The 24963-nt window shown below is 71.3% G+C and carries 24 protein-coding genes; 10 read left to right on the forward strand and 14 right to left on the reverse strand.

All coding sequences use genetic code 11. The features are described 5' to 3' along the window. Positions 1–59 precede the first annotated feature (59 nt). Genes pstC through pstB form a run of 3 tightly spaced genes read left to right on the forward strand, consistent with a single transcriptional unit; the run spans position 60 to position 2940 of the window. Positions 60–1070: a phosphate ABC transporter permease subunit PstC gene (gene pstC / locus ACIPSJ_RS27805; protein ID WP_401350156.1), complete on the forward strand. Its 1011-nt coding sequence runs from the start codon at positions 60–62 to the stop codon at positions 1068–1070. Continuing rightward, complete coding sequence (gene pstA, locus ACIPSJ_RS27810; RefSeq protein WP_365695106.1) at positions 1067–2125, forward strand: phosphate ABC transporter permease PstA; 1059 nt, start codon at positions 1067–1069, stop codon at positions 2123–2125. The genes pstC and pstA overlap by 4 nt, the downstream gene beginning before the upstream one ends. Before the next feature lie 38 nt (positions 2126–2163). Continuing rightward, positions 2164–2940 (forward strand): phosphate ABC transporter ATP-binding protein PstB, encoded by a 777-nt coding sequence (gene pstB / locus ACIPSJ_RS27815; RefSeq protein ID WP_355724393.1) that lies wholly within the window; start codon positions 2164–2166, stop codon positions 2938–2940. A 240-nt stretch (positions 2941–3180) separates the two neighbouring features. Here the strand turns inward: pstB and ACIPSJ_RS27820 are convergent, their stop codons facing one another. Together ACIPSJ_RS27820 and ACIPSJ_RS27825 are read right to left on the reverse strand one after the other, a co-directional pair. After that, positions 3181–4179: an inorganic phosphate transporter gene (locus ACIPSJ_RS27820; RefSeq protein WP_359207882.1), complete on the reverse strand. Its 999-nt coding sequence runs from the start codon at positions 4177–4179 to the stop codon at positions 3181–3183. Positions 4180–4186: 7 nt separating this feature from the next. Further along, a complete protein-coding gene (locus ACIPSJ_RS27825) occupies positions 4187–4807 on the reverse strand; it encodes a DUF47 domain-containing protein (protein WP_123975966.1) in 621 nt (206 codons plus the stop codon). A gap of 197 nt (positions 4808–5004) precedes the next feature. On the opposite strand from ACIPSJ_RS27825, the gene ACIPSJ_RS27830 reads away from it, so the two are divergent. Then, positions 5005–5343, forward strand: a complete 339-nt coding sequence (locus tag ACIPSJ_RS27830; protein ID WP_359207878.1) for a metal-sensitive transcriptional regulator — start codon at positions 5005–5007, stop codon at positions 5341–5343. A gap of 3 nt (positions 5344–5346) precedes the next feature. Here ACIPSJ_RS27830 and ACIPSJ_RS27835 read toward each other — a convergent pair whose 3' ends face one another. The 10 genes from ACIPSJ_RS27835 to ACIPSJ_RS27880 all read right to left on the reverse strand — a co-directional run bounded on the left by ACIPSJ_RS27835 (position 5347) and on the right by ACIPSJ_RS27880 (position 14672). Continuing rightward, positions 5347–5514 (reverse strand): hypothetical protein, encoded by a 168-nt coding sequence (locus ACIPSJ_RS27835; RefSeq protein ID WP_355724386.1) that lies wholly within the window; start codon positions 5512–5514, stop codon positions 5347–5349. A gap of 104 nt (positions 5515–5618) precedes the next feature. Further along, positions 5619–6473 carry a hypothetical protein gene (locus tag ACIPSJ_RS27840; protein WP_359207875.1) on the reverse strand — a complete coding sequence of 285 codons (855 nt, stop codon included), beginning with the start codon at positions 6471–6473 and terminating at the stop codon, positions 5619–5621. Between the two features lie 411 nt (positions 6474–6884). Further along, the gene (locus tag ACIPSJ_RS27845; protein ID WP_401350162.1) at positions 6885–7301 is read right to left on the reverse strand and encodes an NUDIX hydrolase; all 417 of its coding nucleotides are present in this window, start codon (positions 7299–7301) and stop codon (positions 6885–6887) included. Then, positions 7298–8326, reverse strand: a complete 1029-nt coding sequence (locus ACIPSJ_RS27850; protein ID WP_359207869.1) for a CHAD domain-containing protein — start codon at positions 8324–8326, stop codon at positions 7298–7300. The genes ACIPSJ_RS27845 and ACIPSJ_RS27850 overlap by 4 nt, the downstream gene beginning before the upstream one ends. Next, positions 8307–10664 (reverse strand): RNA degradosome polyphosphate kinase, encoded by a 2358-nt coding sequence (locus ACIPSJ_RS27855; RefSeq protein WP_359207866.1) that lies wholly within the window; start codon positions 10662–10664, stop codon positions 8307–8309. The genes ACIPSJ_RS27850 and ACIPSJ_RS27855 overlap by 20 nt, the downstream gene beginning before the upstream one ends. A gap of 196 nt (positions 10665–10860) precedes the next feature. After that, positions 10861–11640 carry a hypothetical protein gene (locus ACIPSJ_RS27860; RefSeq protein WP_401350165.1) on the reverse strand — a complete coding sequence of 260 codons (780 nt, stop codon included), beginning with the start codon at positions 11638–11640 and terminating at the stop codon, positions 10861–10863. Next, positions 11637–12509: a hypothetical protein gene (locus tag ACIPSJ_RS27865; RefSeq protein ID WP_401350167.1), complete on the reverse strand. Its 873-nt coding sequence runs from the start codon at positions 12507–12509 to the stop codon at positions 11637–11639. Before ACIPSJ_RS27865 ends, ACIPSJ_RS27860 begins: the two co-directional genes overlap by 4 nt. Continuing rightward, on the reverse strand, positions 12506–13408 hold the full coding sequence (locus ACIPSJ_RS27870; protein ID WP_401350169.1) for an ABC transporter permease: 903 nt from the start codon (positions 13406–13408) through the stop codon (positions 12506–12508). The genes ACIPSJ_RS27865 and ACIPSJ_RS27870 overlap by 4 nt, the downstream gene beginning before the upstream one ends. Further along, positions 13405–14286, reverse strand: a complete 882-nt coding sequence (locus ACIPSJ_RS27875; RefSeq protein WP_401350170.1) for an ABC transporter ATP-binding protein — start codon at positions 14284–14286, stop codon at positions 13405–13407. Before ACIPSJ_RS27875 ends, ACIPSJ_RS27870 begins: the two co-directional genes overlap by 4 nt. Beyond that, positions 14286–14672, reverse strand: a complete 387-nt coding sequence (locus ACIPSJ_RS27880) for a GntR family transcriptional regulator (RefSeq protein ID WP_401350171.1) — start codon at positions 14670–14672, stop codon at positions 14286–14288. Before ACIPSJ_RS27880 ends, ACIPSJ_RS27875 begins: the two co-directional genes overlap by 1 nt. 111 nt (positions 14673–14783) lie before the next feature. On the opposite strand from ACIPSJ_RS27880, the gene ACIPSJ_RS27885 reads away from it, so the two are divergent. The 4 genes from ACIPSJ_RS27885 to ACIPSJ_RS27900 are packed head-to-tail and all read left to right on the forward strand — an operon-like array spanning position 14784 to position 18598. Then, positions 14784–15326, forward strand: coding sequence for an RNA polymerase sigma factor (locus tag ACIPSJ_RS27885; protein ID WP_355724359.1), 543 nt, complete (start codon positions 14784–14786; stop codon positions 15324–15326). Continuing rightward, positions 15323–16156, forward strand: coding sequence for a zf-HC2 domain-containing protein (locus ACIPSJ_RS27890; protein WP_401350172.1), 834 nt, complete (start codon positions 15323–15325; stop codon positions 16154–16156). Before ACIPSJ_RS27885 ends, ACIPSJ_RS27890 begins: the two co-directional genes overlap by 4 nt. Positions 16157–16184: 28 nt before the next feature. Next, a complete protein-coding gene (locus ACIPSJ_RS27895) occupies positions 16185–17048 on the forward strand; it encodes an ABC transporter ATP-binding protein (protein WP_401350174.1) in 864 nt (287 codons plus the stop codon). After that, positions 17045–18598 (forward strand): ABC transporter permease, encoded by a 1554-nt coding sequence (locus ACIPSJ_RS27900; RefSeq protein WP_401350176.1) that lies wholly within the window; start codon positions 17045–17047, stop codon positions 18596–18598. Before ACIPSJ_RS27895 ends, ACIPSJ_RS27900 begins: the two co-directional genes overlap by 4 nt. Positions 18599–18649: 51 nt before the next feature. Here ACIPSJ_RS27900 and mshD read toward each other — a convergent pair whose 3' ends face one another. Further along, positions 18650–19579: a mycothiol synthase gene (gene mshD, locus ACIPSJ_RS27905; RefSeq protein ID WP_359207837.1), complete on the reverse strand. Its 930-nt coding sequence runs from the start codon at positions 19577–19579 to the stop codon at positions 18650–18652. A 168-nt stretch (positions 19580–19747) separates the two neighbouring features. On the opposite strand from mshD, the gene ACIPSJ_RS27910 reads away from it, so the two are divergent. Both ACIPSJ_RS27910 and ACIPSJ_RS27915 read left to right on the forward strand, forming a co-directional pair. Beyond that, the gene (locus ACIPSJ_RS27910; RefSeq protein ID WP_359207834.1) at positions 19748–21544 is read left to right on the forward strand and encodes a bifunctional metallophosphatase/5'-nucleotidase; all 1797 of its coding nucleotides are present in this window, start codon (positions 19748–19750) and stop codon (positions 21542–21544) included. Positions 21545–22404: 860 nt separating this feature from the next. Next, positions 22405–24195 carry an ABC transporter ATP-binding protein gene (locus ACIPSJ_RS27915; protein ID WP_401350178.1) on the forward strand — a complete coding sequence of 597 codons (1791 nt, stop codon included), beginning with the start codon at positions 22405–22407 and terminating at the stop codon, positions 24193–24195. Between the two features lies 1 nt (position 24196). Here ACIPSJ_RS27915 and ACIPSJ_RS27920 read toward each other — a convergent pair whose 3' ends face one another. Next, complete coding sequence (locus ACIPSJ_RS27920; RefSeq protein ID WP_401350180.1) at positions 24197–24910, reverse strand: response regulator transcription factor; 714 nt, start codon at positions 24908–24910, stop codon at positions 24197–24199. Positions 24911–24963 lie beyond the last annotated feature (53 nt).

The raw sequence follows: 24963 nt of genomic DNA on the forward strand, positions 1-24963 counted from the left end.
TGGGGTGTACGGCTCCTCCGAGCCGCCTCCCGGGGCGGCTCCGCAGACCGGAGAACCCGATGGACATATCGACGCAGACAACAGACGCATCTCCCCCTACGCCCCCACAGCCGTCCGCGGCTCAGCAGAAGCGCAACGCGCGCGGCGCCACCCGGGTCGGTGACCGGATCTTCCTCGGTCTCTCCCGCGGTTCCGGCATCCTGCTGCTGGTGATCATGGCCGCGATCGCGGTCTTCCTCACCTACCGGGCCGCCCTCGCGATCAACCGCGACCACGGCAACTTCCTCACCACCTTCGAGTGGAACACCAACCTCATCCCGCCGACCTTCGGCATCGCGGTCCTCGCCTTCGGCACGATCGTCTCCTCGATCATCGCCATGGCCGTCGCGGTCCCGATCGCCGTCGCGATCGCGCTCTTCATCACGCACTACGCGCCCCGCCGTATGGCCGGCCCCGTCGCGTTCGTGATCGACCTGCTGGCCGCCGTGCCGTCCATCGTGTACGGCCTCTGGGGCGCGCTGATCCTCGTACCGCACATGACCGGCCTGTTCAGCTGGCTGAACGACTACTTCGGCTGGACCGGGATCTTCTCCTGGGACGGCGGCGCCCCGCGCACGATCCTGACCGTCTCGATCCTGCTCGCGATCATGATCCTGCCGATCATCACCAACGTGAGCCGCGAGGTCTTCCGCCAGGTCCCGCAGATGCACGAAGAGGCCGCCCTGGCCCTCGGCGCCACCCGCTGGGAGGTCATCCGCATGTCGGTGCTGCCCTTCGGGCGCTCCGGCGTGATCTCCGCCTCGATGCTCGGCCTCGGCCGCGCGCTCGGCGAGACGATGGCCGTCGCCACCGTGCTCTCCCCGGACTTCGACATCCACGCCAGCCTGCTCAACCCGGGCGGCGGCACCTTCGCCCAGAACATCGCCAGCAAGTTCGGTGAGGCGACCGCGGACGGCCGTGACGCGCTCATCGCCTCCGGTCTGGTCCTCTTCGTCATCACCCTGCTGGTCAACGGCGCGGCCCGCATCATCATCCAGCGCCGCGCAGAGTACTCGGGGGCCAACGCATGAGCACCGCAGCAGTCGCCAAGCGCGCGAGCACCCTGCGCGGTGCGACCCTCCCCAAGTGGTCCTCCTACGCCATCGTCGCCGGGGCCATCGTGCTCGGCGTGGCCATCGGCCTGGTCGGCGGCCTGGACAGCAAGGTCCAGTGGGGCCTGATCGCCGGCCTCCTCTACGTCCTCGGCACCTATGTCGTCGCCGCCCGCGTCGAGGGCCGCCGGCAGGCCAAGGACCGGGTCGCGACCTCCCTGGTCTGGGTCGCCTTCGTCGTCGCCGTGGTCCCGCTGGTCTCCCTGATCTGGGTGACCGTCTCGCGCGGTGTGAAGGTCCTGGACCCCTACTTCCTCTCCCACTCCATGGGTGTCGTCGCCAACGCCGACACCGGCGGTGGCGCCTACGCGGCCATCATCGGCTCCCTGGAGCAGGTCGGTCTCGCCACCCTGATCGGCGCCCCGATCGGCATCCTCACCGCGGTCTACCTCGTCGAGTACGGGCGCGGTCGCCTCGCGAAGGCGATCACCTTCTTCGTGGACGTGATGACCGGTATCCCGTCGATCGTCGCGGGTCTGTTCATCCTCAGCCTCATGCTGATCTTCGACATGCAGCCCTTCGGCTTCGCCGGATCGCTGGCCCTGGCCATCCTGATGATGCCGGTGGTCGTGCGCTCCACCGAGGAGATGCTCAAGCTCGTCCCGAACGAGCTGCGCGAGGCGTCCCTGGCGCTCGGCGTGCCCAAGTGGCGCACCATCCTGAAGGTGGTCCTGCCGACTTCTATCGGCGGTATCACGACCGGTGTCATGCTGGCCATCGCCCGTATCGCGGGTGAGACCGCGCCGGTGCTGCTGCTGGTGTTCGGCAACCCGTTCATCAACAACAACCCCTTCGAGGGTGCGCAGTCCTCGCTGCCGCTGTTCATCTACCAGCAGTACGCGGACAGCGCCGGTGCCAACGCGGCCTACGACCGTGCCTGGGCGGCCTCGCTCACGCTGATCGCCTTCGTGATGATCCTGAACCTGGTGGCCCGCGGCATCGCCCGCTGGAAGGCCCCCAAGACCGGTCGCTGACCGGCCGACAGCGACCGACTCCTGGAAGTGAAGAAGTAATGTCCAAGCGAATCGACGTAAGCGGGCTCTCCGCTTTCTACGGCTCCCACAAGGCCATCGAAGACATCTCGATGAACATCGAGCCGCGCACCGTCACGGCGTTCATCGGCCCCTCCGGCTGCGGCAAGTCGACGTTCCTGCGCACGCTCAACCGCATGCACGAGGTCACGTCCGGCGGCCGGGTCGAGGGCAAGGTCCTCCTCGACGACGAGAACCTGTACGGCGCCAACATCGACCCGGTGGCGGTGCGCCGCGAGGTCGGCATGGTGTTCCAGCGTCCGAACCCGTTCCCCACGATGTCGATCTTCGACAACGTGGCCGCGGGCCTGAAGCTGAACGGCAACTACAAGAAGAGCGAGCTCACCGAGATCGTCGAGAAGTCGCTCAAGGGTGCGAACCTCTGGAACGAGGTCAAGGACCGCCTGAACAAGCCGGGCTCCGGTCTCTCCGGTGGCCAGCAGCAGCGTCTGTGCATCGCCCGCGCCATCGCGGTCGAGCCGAAGGTGCTGCTCATGGACGAGCCCTGCTCCGCGCTCGACCCGATCTCCACCCTCGCCATCGAGGACCTGATCGGTGAGCTGAAGGAGCGCTTCACGATCGTCATCGTGACGCACAACATGCAGCAGGCGGCGCGTGTCTCCGACCGCACCGCGTTCTTCAACCTCGCCGCCGTCGGCCAGCCCGGCCGGCTGATCGAGATCGACGACACGGAGCGCATCTTCTCCAACCCGTCGGTCCAGGCGACCGAGGACTACATCTCCGGCCGCTTCGGCTAAGCCGGAACCGAAACCCCTCGCGGTGCTGCATGGCGGTGCCACCGCGAGGATGCAAAAGGGCCCGCCCCTGGCTCCCGGGGGCGGGCCCGTCTGCGTTCCCTGGCTGACGGGTGAGGTGCGGTCGTGCGTCGGCTGCGGGGCGGTGGGGGCTGGTCGCGCCCACGCGGCGGAGCCGCATATGGACGCAGCCCCGCGCCCCTTACGGGGCGCTGTGTGCTTGCGGGGCGCTGTCCTCGGCCTCTACAGGAATGCCAGGTCCACGATTCCGAAGGCCGCGGCCGCTACCAGGGCCGCTGCGGGCATGGTGATGAACCAGCCCATGACGATGTTCTTGGCGACGCCCCAGCGGACCGCGTTCACGCGCTTGGTCGCGCCGACGCCCATGATGGCCGAGGTGATGACGTGGGTCGTGGAGACCGGTGCCTTGAAGAGGTAGGCCGTGGTGAACATGATCGACGCACCGGTGGCCTCGGCCGCGAAGCCCTGCGGTGGGTCGAGTTCGATGATCTTGCGGCCGAGGGTGCGCATGATGCGCCAGCCGCCCGCGTAGGTGCCGAGGGAGAGCATCACGGCACAGACGATCTTGACCCAGACCGGGATCGGGTCGCCGTAGGTCTCGTGGCCGGAAATCACCAGTGCCATGACGACCACGCCCATCGTCTTCTGGGCGTCCTGGAGACCGTGGCCGAGGGCCATGCCGGCCGCGGAGACGGTCTGGGCGATCCGGAAGCCGCGCTTCGCCTTGTGCGGGTTGGAGCGGCGGAAGATCCACATGATGGCGGTCATGACCAGGTAGCCGAGGAGCAGACCGACCACCGGCGACAGGAACATCGGGATGATGACCTTGTCGACGACACCGTGCCAGATGACCTCCGTGCCACCGGCCAGCGCGGCGCCGACCAGGCCGCCGAACAGCGCGTGGGAGGAGGACGAGGGCAGGCCGAAGTACCAGGTGACGAGGTTCCAGACGATCGCTCCGACCAGCGCCGCGAAGAGGATGCCCATGCCCTTGGAGCCCTCGGGCGTCTCGATCAGGCCCTCGCTGACGGTCTTGGCGACGCCGGTGCCGAAGAACGCGCCGGCCAGGTTCATCACCGCGGCCATGGCGAGCGCCGCCCGCGGGGTCAGCGCGCGCGTCGAGACCGAGGTGGCGATCGCGTTCGCGGAGTCGTGGAAACCGTTCGTGTAGGTGAAGAAGAGCGCGACCAGGATGGTCACGACGAGCGCGAAGGTGTCCATCGACGGTTCAGGACTCCTTGACGGCGATGGTCTCCACCGTGTTCGCCACGTGCTCGAACGCGTCCGCCGCCTCTTCCAGGACGTCCACGATCTGCTTGAGCTTCAGCACCTCGATCGCGTCGTACTTGCCGTTGAAGAGGTGCGCGAGAAGCTTGCGGTGGATCTGGTCGGCCTGGTTCTCCAGCCGGTTGACCTCGATCCAGTACTCGGTGAGGTTGTCCATCGTGCGCAGGTTGGGCATCGCCTCGGCCGTCAGGTCCGCGGCGCGGGCCAGCACCTCGATCTGCTGCTCGACGCCCTTCGGCAGTTCCTCGACGTTGTAGAGGACGACCAGGTCGACGGCCTCCTCCATGAAGTCCATGATGTCGTCGAGGGAGGACGCGAGGGAGTAGATGTCCTCGCGGTCGAACGGCGTGATGAACGAGGAGTTCAGCTGGTGGAAGATCGCGTGCGTGGCGTCGTCACCTGCGTGTTCCGCTGCCCGCATACGCTCTGCGATCTCGGCCCGGGCAGACGCGTCCGCCCCGAGCAGTTCCATCAGGAGTTTCGAGCCCGTGACGATGTTGTCCGCGGAAGCGGCGAACATGTCGTAGAAGCTCGTCTCCCTGGGGGTCAGACGAAAGCGCACTTGGGGTCCTCGGTATGCATGGGTTTCGGTCAGGCTGATGCTAAGCGCATCATCCGGCCACGGCTAATGGGCCGCCCTCCAGTTTCGCCCATCGGGCAAGTCGATCAGCACGGGGGCGTCCCGAGGGCCCTATACCCAGCAAAGTTCGTTACCATATACCCACTAGGGGTATATGTCTCGACGATACGGAGGACGCGATGACGACCACCGAGGCCCACGCCACCACGCCCTCCGGAAACGGAGCGCCGGCGACCACGCACGGCTACCACAAGCAGAAGGACGAACACCTCAAGCGACTGCGCCGGATCGAGGGCCAGATCCGCGGTCTCCAGCGCATGGTCGACGAGGACACCTACTGCATCGACATACTCACCCAGGTCTCCGCCTCCACCAAGGCCCTGCAGTCCTTCGCCCTACAGCTCCTGGAGGAGCACCTGCGGCACTGCGTCGCCGACGCGGCTGTCAAGGGCGGGGACGAGATCGACGCGAAGGTGGAAGAGGCCACGAAGGCGATCGGGCGCCTGCTGCGGACCTGAGGTCTAGGGGGCCTCGCGCTCCTCGGCCACTCTCAGCACCTCGTCGATGCTCTCCAGGCTGAGCCGGTCCTCGGCGGCCGAGGCCGCGATGATCAGTTCTCCGCACAGCTCGATCTCGGCGAGGGCCACGTGGTCCTGAACTGCCGTACCGCCGACCGGAGCCACGTGCATCACCTCTTCTCTGCCGTCACCGACTTCCTAGAGTAGGCAGCGGTCTACACAACGCGCATGGCACGGACGGGCTAGTTCACAGGTTGTACAGAGCCGGTCCCGGACTAGTGCGCTGGCTGGTTTTCGGCGATCCGGCCCGCGTAGATGTCCCGGGGACGCGGCAACTCTACGGCCACGGGAGTGCCGAAGTCGTACAGCAGCGTCGTCGACGCGACCGCCACGGTGCCCTGCCGGCTGTCGTTGACGAAGCTGAACCGCTCGCGCAGCTTGCGGATCCGGCCCTGGTCGTCGAGGTAGGCGTCGAACGGGACCTCGGCCGTGGCGAACCCTTTCGCCGCGGCGGCCAGTGAGGCCCGGTTGCCGGCGGAGGCCGAGCGGGCGGCGGCCGCCAGGTCGGCGGTGCCCCGGTAGTGCCGGACCTCGGTGCCGGCGAGCTCGGTCTTCCCCACGTAGGTCGCCGTGCGGGTGCCGCGCAGCAGTTCGGCCGCCGCGTACGGGTCGGTCGCGCCGCCGGTGACCAGGTTGCCGTCGGAGAGGGCGGCGGTGTCCACGCGGACCCATTTGTCGGCGGGCACCCCGGCGCCCCGGTTCTTCATGAACAGCGCGCCCGGTGCGAGGAGTTCGGTGATCGGGCGGTGCTCGGGGGTGCCGGCGGGGTCCTGCGGGAGCACGACCGTGAGCTTGCCGAGCTGCTTGTCGTAGTCGTATACGCCCTTGCCGCGGATGGTGACCCGGGTGCCGCCGGTGGCCATCTCCATCGAGGTCGTCGCCTTGGAGGTGCGGGTGCTCCGCAGGGTGTCCGCCGCGCGCGTCAGAAGGGTGACCGTCTGGTCACCGGGGTTGCCGCCGGCGCCCTCCGCCGTGGCGCCGCCGCAGCCGGTGGCGCCCGCGCCGAGTCCGACCACGAGTCCCACGGTGACGGCCGTCTTTCCAGCGCGCCTGTGCTGCCGCCGATCCATCGCCTGCCTACCCCCGGTACGTCCGTCACGGGCCCCCTGTCGTTCCGCTTAACGAGGGGTGGGTGGGGCCGTCACGCATACCGGCCCTTTACTGAGGGTCGGTAACGTTGTCGGCGTGGCGCAGGAGGACGGTTCCGGGCGGGCCCTGCCGGGGGCGGAACACAACACGGGCACGGTGGAGCAGGGGCGGTTCTGTTTCGCCCGGTGCACGTGCGGGTGGCGGGGGCCGGCGCGCAGGGCTCGAAGCCTGGCGCGTACGGATGCGGAGGGGCATGTGACCGGGGTGTGCTGACGTCGTACGTCGGCTGCGGGCCGGTGGGGGCTTGTCGCGCAGTTCCCCGCGCCCCTTACGGGGCGCTGTCCTCGCGTCGGCTGGGATGGGCCGTCGGGCGCGCCCTAAAAGGGCACCGCTTATGGAGCGTTGTGCAGTGAGGTCAGTAGTTCGTTCACCAGCTCGGCGTCCCTCGGCTGTGTGAGTCGCTGCCGGGCCTCCGGTGGGCGGAGCCAGAGGATGCGGTCCACCTCGTGGTTGGGGGTGAAGTGGCCCTCGCCCGCCTCGCCGGCCCAGTAACGGACTTCCTTGGGGCGGTCGTTGGCGTAGTAGTGGGCCGTGGAGAGCTCGCTGCCGAGGGCGGCCGTGTAGCCGGTCTCCTCCTCGACCTCGCGCAGCGCTCCCGTGGCCGCGTCCTCGTCGCGCTTGAGTTTGCCCTTCGGGTGGGACCAGTCGTCGTACTTGGGGCGGTGGACGAGGCAGACCTCAAGGCCGCCGTCGACCGGTGAGCGGCGCCACAGGACGCAGCCCGCCGCCAGCACCGGGGTGTCGTTCACACGGCCCCCAGCGGCTGCTTCTGCCAGGCCTGCTGGAAGGCGAAGCGGGCCGCCTCGACCTCGTGCCGCTGGTCGGCGTGGAGGACGCCGAGGGCGTAGGCGGTCGCCGGGGCGATCCGGGGGGTGCGGGCCGCGGACGCGGCGGCCGCCGCCGCTTCGGAGGCGTCGCGGTGCCGGTTCAGGGCCTGGCCGGCGGCGAGGAGACGGACGTCCACGGGGGCGTCCTCGCCGGCCAGCAGCACCTCGCGGGCGTAGCGGTGCAGCCGCAGGAGGAGGCGGACCTGGTGCCAGGGGCCGTCCTGGGGGTGCGGGGAGGGGTCCGGGGAGAGGCCGTGGACCAGCGCCTCGGCGTTGTAGGGGTGGCCCGCGGTGACCAGGGGGAGGGCCGTGATGGCGTCGGTGAGGCGCTCCTCGGCCGCCGCCGCCGGCGGGCGCAGGTCGGTGCCGGGGGCCGCGGCCGTCAGCGGGACCTCGCTGGCCAGCACCGCGACCTTGTCGGCGACCGCGTGGAAGCGGGAGGAGCCGAGGGCCTGCAGCGCCGTGGAGTGGGCGCGGGTGCGGGCCAGGGTGAGCTGGCGGTCCAGCAGGGCGCCCGCCTTGGCCGCGCCCACGGTCAGGTTGCCGCGCTCGGCCGCCGCGCCCTCCGAAGTGGCCTGGCTGGGCAGGGCCGTTGAGCCGGAGAGGCGGTGCAGCGCCAGCAACAGGCGCTCCAGCCGGGCCTCGTAGGCGTGTTCAAGGCCCAAGGTGCCGGAGAGCCAGGCCAGTTCGGGGCGGATCTCCTCCGACCAGTCGGTCTCCAGGAGGGGACGGAAGGTGTGCAGGCTGCCGCTGATGCGCCGGGCCGAACGGCGCAGTGCGCGGGCCGCGTCGACGGACTCCTCCGCCGTGCTCGCCGTCCCGGTCTCCCGGTGCAGGCGCAGCGCGCGGAGGAACTCCGTGGCCTGGGCGCGCAGGTAGCCCGCGAGGGCGTCCCCGGTCACGGCCCGGGCCGTCGGGTCCGTCGGTTCAAGGTGTTGCTGTGCCACGCCGGCGCCTCCGGGCGTCTATGAGCGTCTCCTGGATGTTGCGCAGGGGCTGTCCGTCGGCGTCGGTCGCGTGCCGGGTCCATTCGCCGTCCGGGCCCAGGTGCCAGGAGGAGGTGGAGTCGGACATGCCGCTTTCGAGGAACCGGTTGAGGGCTGCGCGATGAGCCGGGTCGGTGACCCGGACCAGGGCCTCTATCCGGCGGTCGAGGTTGCGGTGCATCATGTCGGCGCTGCCGATCCAGACCTCGGGCTCGCCGCCGTTGCCGAAGGCGAAGACCCGGGAGTGTTCCAGGAAGCGGCCGAGGACCGAGCGGACCCGGATGTTCTCCGACAGGCCGGTGACGCCCGGACGGATGGCGCAGATGCCGCGCACCCAGATGTCGACCGGGACGCCCGCCATGGACGCGCGGTACAGCGCGTCGATGATCGCCTCGTCGACCATCGAGTTGACCTTGATGCGGACGAACGCGGGGCGTCCGGCCTTGTGGTGCTGTACTTCCTTGTTGATCCGCGCGATCAGTCCGTCGCGCAGCGACTTGGGGGCCACCAGCAGGCGGCGGTACGTCTCCCGGCGGGAGTAGCCGGAGAGGCGGTTGAACAGGTCGGACAGGTCGGCGCCCACCTGCGGGTCGGCGGTGAGCAGACCGAGGTCCTCGTACAGGCGCGCCGTCTTCGGGTGGTAGTTGCCGGTGCCGACGTGGCTGTAGCGGCGGAGCGTCTCGCCCTCCTGGCGGACCACCAGGGACAGCTTGCAGTGCGTCTTGAGGCCGACCAGGCCGTAGACGACGTGGCAGCCGGCCTCTTCCAGGCGCTTGGCCCACTTGATGTTCGCGTGCTCGTCGAAGCGGGCCTTGATCTCGACCAGGACGAGGACCTGCTTGCCGGCCTCGGCGGCGTCGATGAGCGCGTTGACGATCGGGGAGTCGCCGGAGGTCCGGTACAGGGTCTGCTTGATCGCGAGGACGTCCGGGTCCTCGGCGGCCTGCTCGACGAAGGCCTGCACGGAGGTGGAGAAGCTGTCGTACGGGTGGTGCAGCAGCACGTCCCGCTCGCGCAGCGCGGCGAAGATGTCGGGCGCGGAGGCGGACTCCACCTCGGCGAGGTCGCGGTGGGTGCCGGCGATGAACTTGCGGTACTTCAGCTCCGGCCGGTCGAGGCCGGAGATGCGGAACAGTCCGGTCAGGTCGAGCGGGCCGGGCAGTGGGTAGACCTCGGCCTCGTTGACCTTCAGTTCGCGGACCAGCAGGTCCAGGACGTCGCGGTCGATGGACTCCTCGACCTCCAGGCGCACCGGCGGCCCGAAGCGGCGCCGCATGAGCTCCTTCTCCAGGGCCTGGAGCAGGTTCTCGGCGTCGTCCTCCTCGACCTCCAGGTCCTCGTTCCGGGTGAGGCGGAAGGCGTGGTGCTCCACCACCTCCATGCCGGGGAACAGCTCCTCCAGGTGGGCGCCGATGACGTCCTCGATGGGGACGTACCGGCCCGGGGAGCTCTCCAGGAAGCGGGACAGCGACGGCGGCACCTTGACCCGGGCGAAGTGCTTGTGACCGCTGACCGGGTTGCGGACGACCACGGCCAGGTTCAGGGAGAGGCCCGAGATGTACGGGAAGGGGTGCGCCGGGTCGACCGCCAGCGGGGTCAGGACCGGGAAGATCTGGTGCCGGAAGAGCGTGAAGAGCCGGGCCTGTTCCTTCTCGGTCAGCTCGGCCCAGCGGACCAGGTGGACGCCTTCTTCCGCGAGCGCGGGGGCGACGTCCTCGTGGTAGCAGGCGGCGTGCCGGGCCATCAGCTCACGGGAGCGGGCCCAGATCATCTCCAGCACCTCGCGCGGCTGCAGCCCGGAGGCGGAGCGCGTGGCCACACCGGTGGCGATACGGCGCTTCAGTCCTGCCACCCGGACCATGAAGAACTCGTCGAGGTTGCTCGCGAAGATCGCCAGGAAGTTCGCCCGCTCCAGCAGGGGGGTGTTCGGGTCCTCGGCGAGCTCCAGCACCCGCTCGTTGAACGCGAGCCAGCTGCGCTCCCGGTCGAGGAAGCGCCCCTGGGGCAGCTGGACCCCGTCGATCTGCGACTCCTCGTAGGCGTCGAGATCGGCATCGATGTCGGGTTCCAGGTCGGACACCGCCGCGGCGACCGTGTGCGGACGGTGCGCGGCTATGGAGCCCACGGAGGGCTGGGCGTGCTGAACCTCGGCTGCCTGGGCGTTCTGCTGACTCATGACCCCATTCTTCCGCGCCCGGGGCGTGACAGGCGCGTCGGAACGTGCGGGTGGGAGCTGGACGACCCCGTTTCCCGCGAACCCCTCAGGGGGAGGCGAAGGCTCTGGCACGGCGGGCTTCATTGGCTGAGCGTCGCAAGTCCGTCTGAACCATTGGTTACGAAGACATGGCGTGTGGGATAGCGGGGGGAGGCTCGCGGACGTCTGTGATCAGGCCGTGGCGGCCTCGGGGATCACGAAAGCGACGTTCCTGTACGACCTTCCCACGGATCCCGTACGTCCTTGCGCCGACGGGGGGACGCACGGGTCGGACGGTCCCTCAGCGGGCCCGCCGGCGCAAGAGGAGGAACGCGCCGGTGACCGCCGCCGCGGCAAGGACGAGCACCATCGCGGTGGCGCTGAGATGAACGGCCCAGAAGCCGTGCAGCGGGCCGCGCAGCGGCTTCCACGCCGTGCGCAGATACAGCCGTACGACGAGGGTCACGGCGGCGGCGACGGCCAGCGCGGGCAGGGTGCGGCGCAGGGCGATCCCGGCGAGGGCGCCGACGGCGAGGCCGAGCAGCAGCAGGGCGGGCAGCAGCGGGCCGCGCGGGATGAAGACGCGGTCCCACGTCCAGTCGCTGACCAGCGACTCCCGGTCGGCACTCCACACCCAGCCGAAGAGCAGCGCCAGCAGCCCGCCTCCGGCGGCCAGCGGCAGGGCGGCCGCGGTCAGCTTCCCGGCCAGCCAGCGCGCCGGGGAGACGGACTGGGTCCAGGCCAGCTTGGCGGTGCCCGACTCCAGCTCCCGGCCGACCAGCGCGCCGCCCGCCCAGGCGGCGACGGCGACACAGGAGTAGCTGAGGACCTCGCCGAGGAAGTTGAAGACGTTGTCGGCGTCGGTGAACGCCGAGTAGTGACAGGCGGGGAGGTAGCCCTCGGCGGAGTAGGAGAAGCCCCGGCAGAGCCGCTCGGCCGGCAGCTCCGAGAGGTGCAGCCAGAGCAGCCAGCCCGTCACCAGCAGCACGAACCCGGCCCACACGAGCAGCGCGGGGCGGTGCAGCCGGCGCAGGGAGCGGCGGGCCGAGGCCGCCGGCGGCGCGGTGGGGGTCGCGGTCATACGGGGGACTCCGTGCGGTGCTTGAGGAGACGGAAGGAGAGGAGGACGGCGAGCGCGGCGACGGCGGTGACGATCGCGGTCTCGGTGAGGTGGAGGGGCCAGTAGTGGGAGGCGGGGTGGTAGGTGGCGAAGTAGCCGTGGGCGGTCCGGCCCCCGGTCACCTCCCAGGCGCCGTCGGGGAGGTCGAAGGAGCGGGGCGCGGTGCGGTGCAGCGTGGGCCACAGCTGTCCGCGGTAGTACGTCAGCACGGCGTTGAGCAGCCACATCGTGCCGGTCGCGACCGCGAGCGAGGGCAGGGTGCGGCGCAGCAGCAGTGCGGTGAGGGAACCGACGGCGAGCGCGCAGAGGCCGTAGGCCACCACCAGCGGGCCGCGGGCCACGAACGCGTAGGCGTCGAACCAGTGCTCGCCGACCAGGTCCGGGTCGGCGGCCCAGGTCCGGCGGAACACCAGCGTCAGGGCCGTGCCCCCGGCGGTGACCGCCAGGGCGGGCAGCGCGAGCTTGGCGGTCAGCCAGCGGGCCGGGGAGACGCCCTGCGTCCACGCCAGCTCGGCGGTGCCCGACTCCAGTTCCCGGCCGATCAGGGCGCCGCCCGTGAAGGCGGCGACGGCCAGGAAGCCGTAGCAGACCAGGGTGCCGGCCCAGGACAGCTGGAGGTCGAAGGAGTCGAGCAGGGACACCGGGCCGCAGACGTCCGTGACGCAGGTCCGGGCCTCCGCCGCGCGTGCCCGGTCCGCGACCACCTCGGTCAGCAGGACCAGCCAGCCGCACAGCGCCGCGACGAACACGGTCCAGGTCAGCAGGGCGGGCCGGTGCAGCCGCAGCACCGTCCGCGGCAGCCCGCCCCGGGGCGCGGTCAGGGCGCTCATCGGGCGGCCGCCTTTCCGGTCAGGCGGCGCAGGGTGAGGAAGCAGGCGAGGGTCAGCAGGGCCGTGACGGTGAGGAGGAGGGCCGTGGCGGTCAGCTGGAGCGGCCAGTAGTGGGCGTACGGGTGGTATGTGACATGGTACCGAGCCGCGTTCCCGCCCTGGCTCACCGTCCAGGAGCCGGAGGGCGCTGCGACAAAGCCGTGCCCGCTGCGGCCCAGCGTCGGCCACAGATGGGGCAGCGCCAGCAGGGTCAGGCCCCAGAGCACGGCCGTCAGCAGCAGGCCGAGGCCGAGCGCGGGCAGCGTCCGCCGCAGCAGCAGCCCCGCCAGCGCGCCCGCCGCGAGCCCGGCCAGGGACAGGGCGACGAGGATGGGGCCGCCGGTGTGGAAGGTCCCGACGTCGTACCACTCCTTGGCGCTGTGGATACGGCCTCGGCCCGCGGTCCAGGCCAGCCGGTGCAGCCAGGCCAGCAGACCCGTCCCCGCCCCGACGACGGCGGCCGGGAGGGCCAGCCGCACGGTGAGCCAGCGGACCGGGGTGCTGGACTGGGCCCAGGACAGCCGGGCGGTGCCGGACTCCAGCTCCCTGCCGAGCAGCGCGCCGCCCGCCCAGGCGGCGGTCAGGAAGGGCACCACGGCCGCGGCGAGGGTGGTGTAGTTGTACCAGTCCTTGTAGCGCAGGATCGCGCTCTGGTCGTACGAGCACTTGGCGCTGAACCCGCAGCTGTTGTACTGCCGCCAGCCGTCGGCCGCCGCGTCGGCCAGCGGGCCGTGCAGCAGGAACAGCAGGGTGGCGGTGAGGACGACGAGGGCCGTCCAGGCGTACAGCGCGGGGCGGTGCAGGCGCAGTAGCCAGCGGGCCAGGTGCGGCCCGGCCGTGGGTGCGGGCAGGGCGCTCACGCGACGGTCTCCTCGGTCGTGGTCAGGGCCGGGGCGGCGGGGTTGCGGAGGTGGGCGAGGACCAGCTCCTCCAGGGAGGGGGCGGTGGTGCGCCAGTCGCCGGGGAGCGGGCCCGCCGGGCGGATCAGGGCGCTGAGCTGACGGCCGGTGGCCCGGGACTCCACGACGGTGTGCGGGGCGAGGTCGGCGTCGGCGTCGGCACCGACCCGGGTGTGGGCGGCGAGCAGCTCGTCGATCTCGCCGGCCAGCCGGACCCGGCCGCCGCCGATCAGCAGCAGATGGTCGCAGGACTCCTCCAGTTCGGCGACCACGTGCGAGGACATCGCGATGGTGGTGCCGTGCTGGGCCGCCTGCACCATCAGCGTGCCCATCAGCTCGTGCCGGGCCAGCGGGTCCAGGTCGGCCATCGGCTCGTCCAGGAGCAGCAGTTCGGGCCGCTTGCCGAGGGCGAGGGCGAGCGCCACCCGGGTGCGCTGGCCGCCGGAGAGGGCCCGGATCCGGGATTTCGGGTCCAGGTCCCCGCCGGACACGACCTGTTCGGCGGCGGCCGCGTCCCAGTGCCCGGGGTTGAGGTCGGCGCCCATCCGCAGCGTCTCGGCGACGGTGAGCTGCGGGTAGAGCGGCTTGTCCTGGGCGACGTAGCCGACCCGGGTGCGGGCCCCGGCCGGGGTGGTGCCGAGGACGGTCAGCTCGCCCTCGGTGGCGCCCAGCAGACCGGCGGCGAGGGCGAGGAGCGTGGACTTGCCCGCCCCGTTGGGGCCGACGACGGCGCACACCCGCCCGGCGGGCAGCCGGAAGGCGCAGTCGCGCAGCGCCCAGCCTCCGCGCCGGCCGAACCGCTTGCCGAGCGCGGACGCCGCTATCGCGGTGTCGGTCATCAGTTGTCTCCCTGAAAGTGCTTTTCCAGTACGGCGGTGAAGAGCGCGGCCATGTCCTCGCGGTCGAGGCCGGCCGCGCGGGCCCGGTCGGCCCAGGCGTCCAGCTCGCCGGGGAGCGGCGACTCGGCGGCCGGGGCGGTGCCGAGCGAGCGCTTCACGAAGGTGCCGAGACCGCGCCGGGCCTCGACCAGGCCCTCGCGCTCCAGCTCCCGGTAGGCCTTGAGGACGGTGTTGGGGTTGATGGCGGTGGCCTCCACCACCTCACGGGCGGTGGGCAGCTTGTCTCCCGGCCGCAGGTGCCCCAGGCGCAGGGCCTGCTTGGTCTGCTGGACGATCTGGACGTAGGTGGCGACGCCGGAGCGCCGGTCGATGCGGTACTCGACCACCCGTACAACCACCCTTTCACTAATTGAGTAGTGAAAGGGTGGTGGAAGGGGTGTCCGAAAGTCAACCCGGGATCCGTGAACCGATCGGCCGGGCTCGTGCGATGAGGAGACGTGAGCGGAACGAGAAGCGACGGAGAGCTGCTGCGGGCCATCGCGGCGGACGCGGACCGGCGCGCCTTCGAGGAGCTGTACCGGCGGTACGCGCCGTGGCTGACCGCGCGGCTGCGCGGCCGGTGCGCGGATCCCGCGGTCGTCGACGACGTCGTACAGGAGACGTTCCTCGCGGTGTGGCGGGGAACCGCCCGTTACCACGAGGACGCCGACGCCGCCGGATGGCTCTGGCGGATCGGGTCGCGGCGGCTCGTCGACGCGCTGCGCGGCGACGGGGCCCGGGGCCGGCTGCGGCAGGCGCTGGCCCGGCTGCGGCACCGGGACGAGGCCTCGGCGGAGGAACGCGTGCTCGCGGGGGTGGAGCACGGGGACCTCGCCGGGGCCCTGGTCCGGCTCTCGCCCGAACTGCGGGCGGTGCTGCAGGCGACGGTGATCGACGGGCTGACCACCCGGGAGGCGGCGGTGCTGCTCGGCATCCCGCCGGGGACGGTCAAGACACGCGCGATGCGGGCGCGCAAGCAGCTGCGGGAGGAGTTGGCATGACGGACACCGAAGCTCCGAGGAGCGGCTGGCACGTCGCCGAGGAGGATCTACGGGCGTACGCGCGCGGCGAGCTGGCGGCGCCGCTGCTCTGGTCCGCCGACACCCACGTCGGCTCCTGCGCCGACTGCCGGGCGGTGCTCGCGGCCGTCTCCGACCCGGTCGCGCTGGACGCCGGCTGGGAGCGGCTGGACGCCGAACTCGACGCCCCGCGCCCCAGGTTCGAGGAACGCGCGCTGGCCCGGCTCGGTGTCGCCGAGCACACCGCACGGCTGCTCACCGCCACCCCGGTGCTGCGCCGGTCCTGGCTGGCCTCGGTCGCGTTCGTGCTGTTCGCGATGGTCCTCGTGGTCCGCGTGGTGGACGCCCCGGCGCTGTTCCTGGCCCTGGCCCCGCTGCTGCCGCTGGCCGCGGTGGCGGTGTCCTACGGACCGGCCCTCGATCCCACCTACGAGATCGCCGCGGTCGCCCCGACGCACGGCTTCCGGCTGCTGATGATCCGTACGGTGGCCGCGCTGACCGCCTCGCTCGGCCTCAACACCCTGGCCGCGCTGGCCCTGCCGGGCTACGGCCTGCTCTCCTTCGCCTGGCTGCTGCCGGCCCTCGCACTCACCGCGGCCGGGCTGGCGCTCTCCGCCCGGCTGGGCCCGCTGCTCGGCCCCGGGCTGGTCGGCGGCGCCTGGACGCTGCTGATGGCGGTGGCCGCCACGCACCCCTCCGACACCCCCGCGGCCTTCACGGCGGCCGGGCAGTCGGTGGCCGCGGCGCTGGCCGCGCTGGCGACCTTCCTGCTGCACCAGGCCCGCGACCGCTTCGACGCCAAGCCCTACTGACCTTCACCGACCCTTTCTGGAGATCGAGTTGACCACCACTGTCTCCGCCGCCGGGCTCACCGTGCGCTACGGCTCCATCCGGGCCCTGGACGGCGTCTCCCTGCGGCTGACGGACGGCGTGACGGGCCTGCTCGGCCCGAACGGCGCCGGGAAGACGACCCTGCTGAAGGTCCTGGCCACAGCCGTACCGCCGGACTCCGGCGGCTTCACGGTGCGCGGCGAGGACCCCGCGGCCCCCGCCGGCCGGCTGGCCGTCCGCCGCACGCTCGGCTACCTGCCCCAGACCCCCGGCTTCCACCCGGACTTCACGGCCTTCGAGTTCGTCGACTACGTGGCCGTCCTCAAGGAGCTGACCGGCCGCGCCGAACGCCACCGCGAGGTGCGCCGGATCCTGGACCTGGTGGGGCTCGCGGACGTACGCGGCCGGCGCATCAAGCGGCTGTCCGGCGGGATGCGCCAGCGGGTCGCCCTGGCGGCGGCCCTCGTCGGCGACCCCGGCTTCCTGGTCCTGGACGAGCCGACCGTCCATCTCGACCCCGAACAGCGCATGCGCTTCCGGGAGTTGATCGCGCAGGCGGGGGAGGGCCGCACGGTTCTCCTCTCCACCCACCAGACGGAGGACGTGGCGATGCTCTGCCACCACGTGATCGTCCTCGCGGGCGGCCGGGTCCGCTTCGAGGGCACCCCCGCCGAGCTGACCGCACAGGCGGACGGCCGGGTGTGGAGCAGTACGGAACGCGCCCCGGGCGCCCGGGCGGGCTGGCGCACCGGCACCGGCGCCTTCCGCAACGTCGGCGACCCGCCGGCCGGCGCCGACCTGCTCGAACCGACCCTGGAGGACGGCTACCTGCTGGTCCTCGACGAGGAGACCGCGGAGGTGGCGGCGGCATGACGACGACACTCGTGAAGCCGGGGACACCGGACGCACCGCAGACGCCGGTGGCGCCCGATTCCGGCCGCCGTACCGCGTCCGTGCTGGCCCTCGCGGTCTTCGAGGCGCGCCAACTGGCGCTGCAGATACCGGTGGTGTTCTTCGGCCTCCTCTACCTCGTCTACACCGGGTACGAGTTGTTCGGCCGGGACGAGGGCATGGACGCCTACCCGGTCCTGCACGACGCCGACCGGGCCACCCAGGGCGGCCCGTTGCTGCTCTGCATCGCCCTGCTGGCGTGCGTGAACCGGGCCGCGCTGCTGAACCGGCGGCGCGGCGTCGAGGAGCAGCTGTCGGTGCTGGTCATGCCGGCGCCCCGGCGCACGCTGGCCCACCTCCTGTCGGTGGTGCCGTTCGCCGCCGGGGTGGCCCTGGTGGTGGGCGTCCAGTTCGGCTGGTCGGCGCTGCGGTCGGGCGCGGCCGGGCACGGCTCGCTCGCCGAACTCGCCGTCGCCCCGCTGACGGTCCTGCTCGCCGGGGCGGTCGGCGTGCTGCTGGCCCGGGTGCTGCCGTACCCGGCCGTGCCGCTGCTGTTCCTGGTCGGCGTGGCGATCGCCGTCGCCCTCCTGGGCGGTGTCACCCGCGGCGCGCACGGTGTCCAGTGGCTCTGGCCGACGGTGCCGGAGAACGGCGGCACCCCGGTCCCGGGCGAGCTGCTGGGCCGCCCGGCGGGCTGGCACGCGCTGTACCTGACGGGGCTGACGGTGCTGGCGGCGAGCGTCGCGGTCATGGTGGCCGGCGGCCGGACGCGCACGCTCCAGGCGGTGGCCGCGGTGGCCCTGGCCGCGACGGTCCTCGGCGTGAACGGCCAGACCCCGGGCACGTCCGCCTCGCTCCAGGCCCAGCGCAAGGCCGAGGCGGACCACCCGGGGAAGTTCCAGACCTGTGTGGAGCGCGACGGCTCCCGCTACTGCGCGTACCCCGACTGGACGGGCTGGACGGCCGACTGGGCGGGCACGGTCCGCCGGGTGCGGGCCGAGGCGGGCGGCGACGCGGCGACGACCCGGCTGACCGTCCGCCAGCGCATCGAGGAGATCACCGACCTGACCACGGACGCGACGCTGCCGGCGAGTTCCGCCCGCGACACCGTCACGGTCGGCACCCAGTGGGGCGGCAACCGGGTCCCCGAGTTCGCGGTCGGCGTCGCCCGGGTCCTGGTGGCGGGCAGCGAGCACGACGCGCAGTCGATGTGCGACGCCCGGGTGGTGACGACGATCTGGCTGGCCCTGGCCACCGACCCCACCCCGGCGGACACCTTCCGCCACCTCCGCATCGACGACAGCCTCGCCGGCCCGGCCGCGGTCCTCACCTCGGACGGCGGCAGCATGGGCGTCACCGCCCAGCAGACCCAGGTCGTACGGGAACTCTTCCGGGAACCGCACGACGAGATCGCCGCCCGCGTGAAGTCCCACTGGCCGGAACTGACCTCGTCGTCGACGACGACGGCCGAAGCGGCCCGGCTGCTCGGCGTGAAGGTCCCGAAGGGCGCGGACGACTGCACGGACGCCTGACGCCCCCTGCCCTCCCCGGGCTGACGCCCCGGTCTCGGTGACGCCCCGGTCTCAGGTCTCCGTCCGGTACATCAGGTCCGTCTCGTGGGTGACGAACCCGAGCCGTTCGTAGACCGCGACGGCCGCCGTGTTGTCCGCGTCGACGTACAGCATCGCCGTCGGTAGGCCGCGTTCGGCCAGGTGGCGCAGGCCGATCGTGGTGAGGGACTTGCCGAGGCCGCCGCCCTGGGCGGTGGGGGAGACGCCGAGGACGTAGACCTCGCCCAGCCGCTCCTCCTCGTGGACCTTCGTCCAGTGGAAGCCGAGCAGGTCGCCGCCGCGGTCGGCCAGGAAGAAGCCGGCGGCGTCGAACCAGGGCTGGGCCTTGCGGTCGTCGAGGTCGCGCTGGGCGAGGGAGCCCTGTTCGGGGTGGTGGGCGAAGGCGGCCGCGTTCAGGGCGAGCCAGGCCGTGTCGTCCTGGCCGGAGACGAACGTACGGACCGTCACACCCTCCGGCAGCTTCGGGTCCGGCAGGTCAAGGTCCGTCAACGAGCGGCGCATCTGGCGCAGTTCACGGAACAGGGTGAGGCCGAGCACCTGGGCCAGATGACGGGCCGCCGAGTGCCCGCCGTGCGCCCACACCCGCAGCCGCTTCCCGGACGCGCCCAGCAGCGCGTTGCCCAGCGCCCGGCCGTGCCCGTGACCCCGGTGGGCCGGGTGGACGACCAGTTCGGCGGCCGGCGCCTCCACCGGGTCGGTGTCCTCCAGCTGGGCGTAGCCCACGAGTTCGTCGCCGACGGTGAGGAGCAGGTGGGAGACGCCCTCCCGGGCACCCCCGCTCAGCTGGAGGCGGCCCTGCTCGGACACCGGCTGCTGGCCGTCGGCCCGGGCGGCCTCCGCCAGCAGCTCCAGCACGGCCCCGGCCTGGTCCGGGGTGAGCGCGGAGTAGGTGTCGATGGAGCGGGAGTACATGGGCGGCCGTGCGGTGTCGTCGCTGGTCATGCGTACGAGGGTACGGGGCCGCACCGGCAAAGTGGGGGCAAGGGGGAAGGTAAAGGACAGGGCAATGAGCAACCAGGAATTAACCATGAAACCCCTGTTGCGCTACGCGCGTTGACCCTAGGCTGCGCCGGATCGGCCCACTTCTCAGCTGACCCACAGGGGGGCTCCATGCAAGCGAAGTCCAGACCGTCCAGACGCCGTACGTACGCACTGCTCGCGTCGGCCGCCGGGCTCGCCACCGTCGCGGCCCTGGCGAGCGCGCTGCCCGCCGACGCGCACTCCGGCAAGGGGCACGGGCACCACCGGCCCGACCGCTACCAGGACGTCCAGCTGCTCTCCTTCAACGACCTGCACGGCAACCTGGAACCGCCGTCCGGCTCCTCCGGACGGGTCACCGAACTCCAGGCCGACGGGACGACCAGGACGATCGACGCGGGCGGGGTCGAGTACCTGGCCACGCATCTGCGCGAGGCCCGCAAGGGCAACCCGTACTCCATCACCGCCGCCGGCGGCGACATGGTCGGCGCCTCCCCGCTCATCTCCGGGCTCTTCCACGACGAGCCGACCATCGAGGCGCTCAACAAGCTCGACCTGGACGTGACGACGGTCGGCAACCACGAGTTCGACGAGGGCGCCAAGGAGCTCGCGCGCCTGCAGAACGGCGGCTGCCACCCCACCGACGGCTGCTACACGGACAAGAAGTTCAAGGGCGCCGACTTCCCCTACCTGGCCGCCAACGTCCTCGACGAGAAGACGGACAAGCCGATCCTCAAGCCGTACTGGGTCTGGCAGAAGAAGGACGTCAAGATCGGGTTCATCGGCGTCACCCTGGAGGGCACGCCGAACATCGTCTCCGCGGACGGCGTCAAGGGCCTGGCCTTCAAGGACGAGGTCGAGACCATCAACAAGTACGCCAAGGTGCTGCAGCGCCAGGGCGTCCAGTCGATCGTGGCGCTGGTCCACGAGGGCGGTTTCCCGAGCTCGTCGTCGTACAACTACGACTGCGACTCGCCGGGCGCCGGTGACGGCATCTCCGGCCCGATCGTCGACATCGCGAAGAACGTGACCCCGGCCGTGGACGCGCTCGTCACCGGCCACACCCACACCGCGTACGTCTGCACGATCGACGACCCGGCGGGCAACCCGCGCATGGTCACCTCGGCCGCCTCCTTCGGGCGCCTCTACACGGACACCACCCTCACGTACGACCGCCGTACCGGCGACATCGCGCGTACGGCCGTGCAGTCCGCGAACCACGTGGTCACCCGGGACGTCGCCAAGGCGCCCGACCTGACCGAGCTGATCAGCAAGTGGAACACCCTCGCCGCCCCGATCGGCAACCGCGCCATCGGCTACATCTCCGCCGACGTCAACAACACCGGCACCGAGTCCGCGATGGGCGACCTGATCGCCGACGCCCAGTTCGCGTACGGCAAGGAGCTGGACCCGGAGACCGACCTCGCGCTGATGAACCCGGGCGGGGTGCGGGCCGGCCTCACCTACGCGGCCAAGGGCGCCGAGGGCGACGGCGTCGTCACCTATGCCGAGGGCTTCACGGTCCAGCCGTTCGCCAACACCGTGAACCTCCAGGACTTCACCGGCGCCCAGCTGATCCAGGTGCTCAAGGAGCAGGTGAGCGGCTCCAACGCGGCCGCCCCGAAGATCCTGCAGCCGTCGAAGAACCTCACCTACACCCTGGACCTCACCAAGACCGGCGCGGACCGGGTCGTCACCGACTCCATCCGCCTCGACGGCCAGGCCGTCGACCCGGCCGCCACCTACCGCATCGCCACCAACTCCTTCCTCGCGGGCGGCGGCGACGGCTTCACCACCCTCGGCCTGGGCACCGGCGACCTGGTCGGCACCGACGACCTGACGGCCCTGGCGGAGTACCTCACCGCCAACTCCTCGGCCACCGCCCCGCTCGCGCCTCCGGCCACGAACCGGATCACGATCGTGCAGTAGCCCCCGGCCCCCCCGCCCTCCTGTACGGGCCCGGTACGCGCAGCCGCGCGCACCGGGCCCGTTCTGTTTTATAAAACCTGTGTGAGGTGGGGTTTGGTTCCTCGTTGCTCCTGAAAATATGTCTCAGCTGTAATTCATCCATGTCTTAGTGAAAATGGCTTTCTTCGGCTCGCGGATCACGTAATGTTTTCCATGTCGAAAGCGAACGGCGCGGACGACAGAACGAAATGGACCGAAGGAGAAGATCATGAGCTTCCACAAGATCGTCCCGGTGAAGAAGGCCGAGAAGCCCGCCCCGAAGCCGGCGGCCAAGAAGAAGGACTGCAAGAAGCCCCAGCCCAAGCGCCCTGTCGGCCACCGGTAAGTCACCAGCATCAAGGAGGGAAACACCATGAGCTTCCACAAGATCGTCCCCGTCAAGAAGAACCACAAGCCCGCTCCGGCCCCGAAGAAGCCCGCGCCGAAGAAGCCGGCCCCGAAGCGCCGCCCGGTCGGCGACGAGCGCTGACAAAGAATTTACAGACGTAATTCAAATTAATTCACAGGTCATTGCAGCAGAGCGGTAAAAGAACTGTTGCAGAACCAGGACAGAGCGTCCGGCAGAAGCCGCTACCGAGAGGAACAGCACCATGAGCTTCCACAAGATCGTCCCCGTCAAGAAGAACCACAAGCCGGCCCCGGCCCCGAAGAAGCCCGCGCCGAAGAAGCCGGCCCCGAAGCGCCGCCCCGTCGACAACGGCTGAGGCAGCAGCACGTAGCGAGGCGGGGTCACCGGTTACGCGTGGTCGCACCGGTGGCCCCGCCTCGGCCATGTCCACCCCCTGTTGGCCCTACCGATCCTCTGAAGGGAGTTGTCGACCATGAGAGAAGCACGCGTGGCCTTCCGCCGCTTCTGGCCGCTGACCCGCGGCGACCGCAAGTGGCTGTGGGTGATCATCGGGTGCGTGGTGGTGTCCGCGCTCGCCGAGACCGCCGCGATCCTGCTGTTCGCGAACCTCACCGACAACGCCCTGGAGGCCGGTTCGCTCTCCGCCTTCTGGGGCCCGGCCGGCGCCTGGCTGCTGGTCGCCGCGCTGGGCGCGTTCGTCGGCTACCTCGGCAACTCACTGGCCACCTGGACCGCCGAGAGATTCGTCCTGCGGCTGCGCGCCAAGGTCTTCCGGCACGTCCAGGACCTGCCCCCGCACTTCTTCCAGAAGCACCGCCAGGGCGACCTGGTGGAACGCCTCACCGGTGACGTCGAGGCCATCGAGCAGATGGTGGTGTCGGGTGTCGTCGGCACCGTCGCCGCCGCCTTCTCCGCCGTCTTCTACGCGGCCGCCGCGTTCTGGCTGCGCTGGGACCTGGCCGTGGTCACCTTCGTCCTCGCGCCCCTCTTCCTGTTCGCCGCCCGCCGCTTCTCCGGCCGGATCAGGACCGCCTCGCAGGACGAACGGGTCGCCGACGGCGCGATCACCTCCGTGGTCGAGGAGTCCCTCGGCAACGTCGTCCTCACCCAGGCCTACAACCGCCGCCGGGACGAGGAGAAGCGCCTCGACGTAGAAGCCCGTGCCTGGATGCGGGCGAGCGTGCGCGGCGCCCGCCTCAGCGAGATGTACGCGCAGTTCGTCGAGGTCGTGGAAACCGTGTGCGTCCTGGCCGTCATCGGTCTCGGAGTGTGGGAGATCTCCGCCGACCGCATGACCCTCGGCCAGCTCCTCGCCTTCGCCGCCTTCCTCGGCTACCTCTACCCGCCGATCCGCAACCTCGGCCAGCTCGGCCTCACCCTCACCGCGGCCACCGCGGGCGCGGAGCGCATCAGCGAGATCCTGGACGCCGAACCCGCCGTCACCGACCCGGCCAGCCCGGTCGGCCCCTGGCCCGTCCGCGGCTGGGTCAGCTTCCACAACGTCTCCTTCCGCTACCCCGAGTCCCCCCGCGCCTCCCTCCGCGACGTCGACTTCGCGGCCGGCCCCGGCGAACTGGTCCTGGTCACCGGCAAGAGCGGCGCCGGCAAGTCCACCCTCTCCAAGCTCCTCACCCGCTTCTACGACCCCTCGGCCGGCGTGATCTGCCTGGACGGCGTCCCGCTCGGCGACCTCCCCCTGGAGTTCCTCCGCGAGAACGTCGCCCTGCTCCCGCAGCAGACGCTGATCCTCAACGGCACGGTCCGCGAGAACATCGAGTGCGGCCGCCCCGGCGCGACGGACACCGAGATCGAACAGGCCGCCCGCGACGCCGCCGCCCACGACTTCATCACCGCCCTGCCCGAGGGCTACGACACCCACATCGCCCCCGGCACCGCCGCCCTCTCCGGAGGCCAGCTGCAGCGCATCGCCATCGCCCGCGCGATGCTCCGCGCCGCCCCGGTCCTCGTCCTCGACGAGCCGACGGCCGGCCTGGACGCGATCGCCGCCCGCCAGGTCGTCGCCCCCCTGCGCAAGCTCATGGCAGGCCGTACGACCATCATGATCACGCACGACCTCACCCTCGCCCCCGACGCCGACCGCATCCTGGTCGTCGACCGCGGCCGCCTGGTGGAGGCCGGCACCCACGCCGAACTCCTCGCCCGCGAGGGCGCGTACGCGACCCTGGCCCACCCGCTCCCCGAGGCCGTCGCGGCGGAGTCGGCGGCGCCGGTCCCGGACGAGACGATGATCCTCAGGTGGTAGCTCAGCCGGCGGGAACCGCCCGCAGGGTGTACCCCATCCCGCGCACGGTGTGGATGAGCCGCGGTTCGCCGCGGCTCTCCAGTTTCCGCCGCAGGTACATGATGTAGACGTCCAGCGTGTTGGACGACGGCTCGAACTCGAACCCCCAGACGTCCCGCAGGATCCGCTCCCGGCTGAGCACCCGCCCCGGATGCCGCAGCAGGAACTCCAGCAGCGAGTACTCGGTCCTGGTCAGATCGACGGCCCGCTCCCCGCGGTGCACGGCCCGGGTCCGCAGATCCATCGCCACGTCGTCGAAGCCGAGGAGCCGGTCCCCGGGCGGGTCCGCCTCCGGCTCCCGCCGCAGGCTGCGCCGCAGCAACGCCCGCACCCGCGCGAGGAGTTCCTCGTTGGCGAAGGGCTTGGCCAGATAGCCGTCGGCCCCGTTGTCCAGGGCGACGATGCGGTCCCCCACCGCGTTCCGACCCGTGATCATCAGAATCGGCACGGTGGACCCGGAGGCCCGGATCCGCCGGGTGGCCGCCAGCCCGTCGAGCCCCGGCATCTCCACATCCATCAGCACCAGGTCGGGCGCGTTCCCCGGAGCCCCGAGGAGATCGAGGGCCACTCTGCCGTCCCCGGCGAGGAGCGTCTCGTACCCCTCGAACCTGAGCAGCCGGCCGATCCCATCCCTCACGGCCGCGTCGTCGTCGGCCAGCAGAATCTTCCTCGCCATCCGACAAACGTGTGACGAGGGGCTGTGACGGGGCTGGGGGTGGGATGTGGATG

The organism is Streptomyces sp. NPDC090088 (genome assembly GCF_044747345.1).
Taxonomy (GTDB): domain Bacteria; phylum Actinomycetota; class Actinomycetes; order Streptomycetales; family Streptomycetaceae; genus Streptomyces.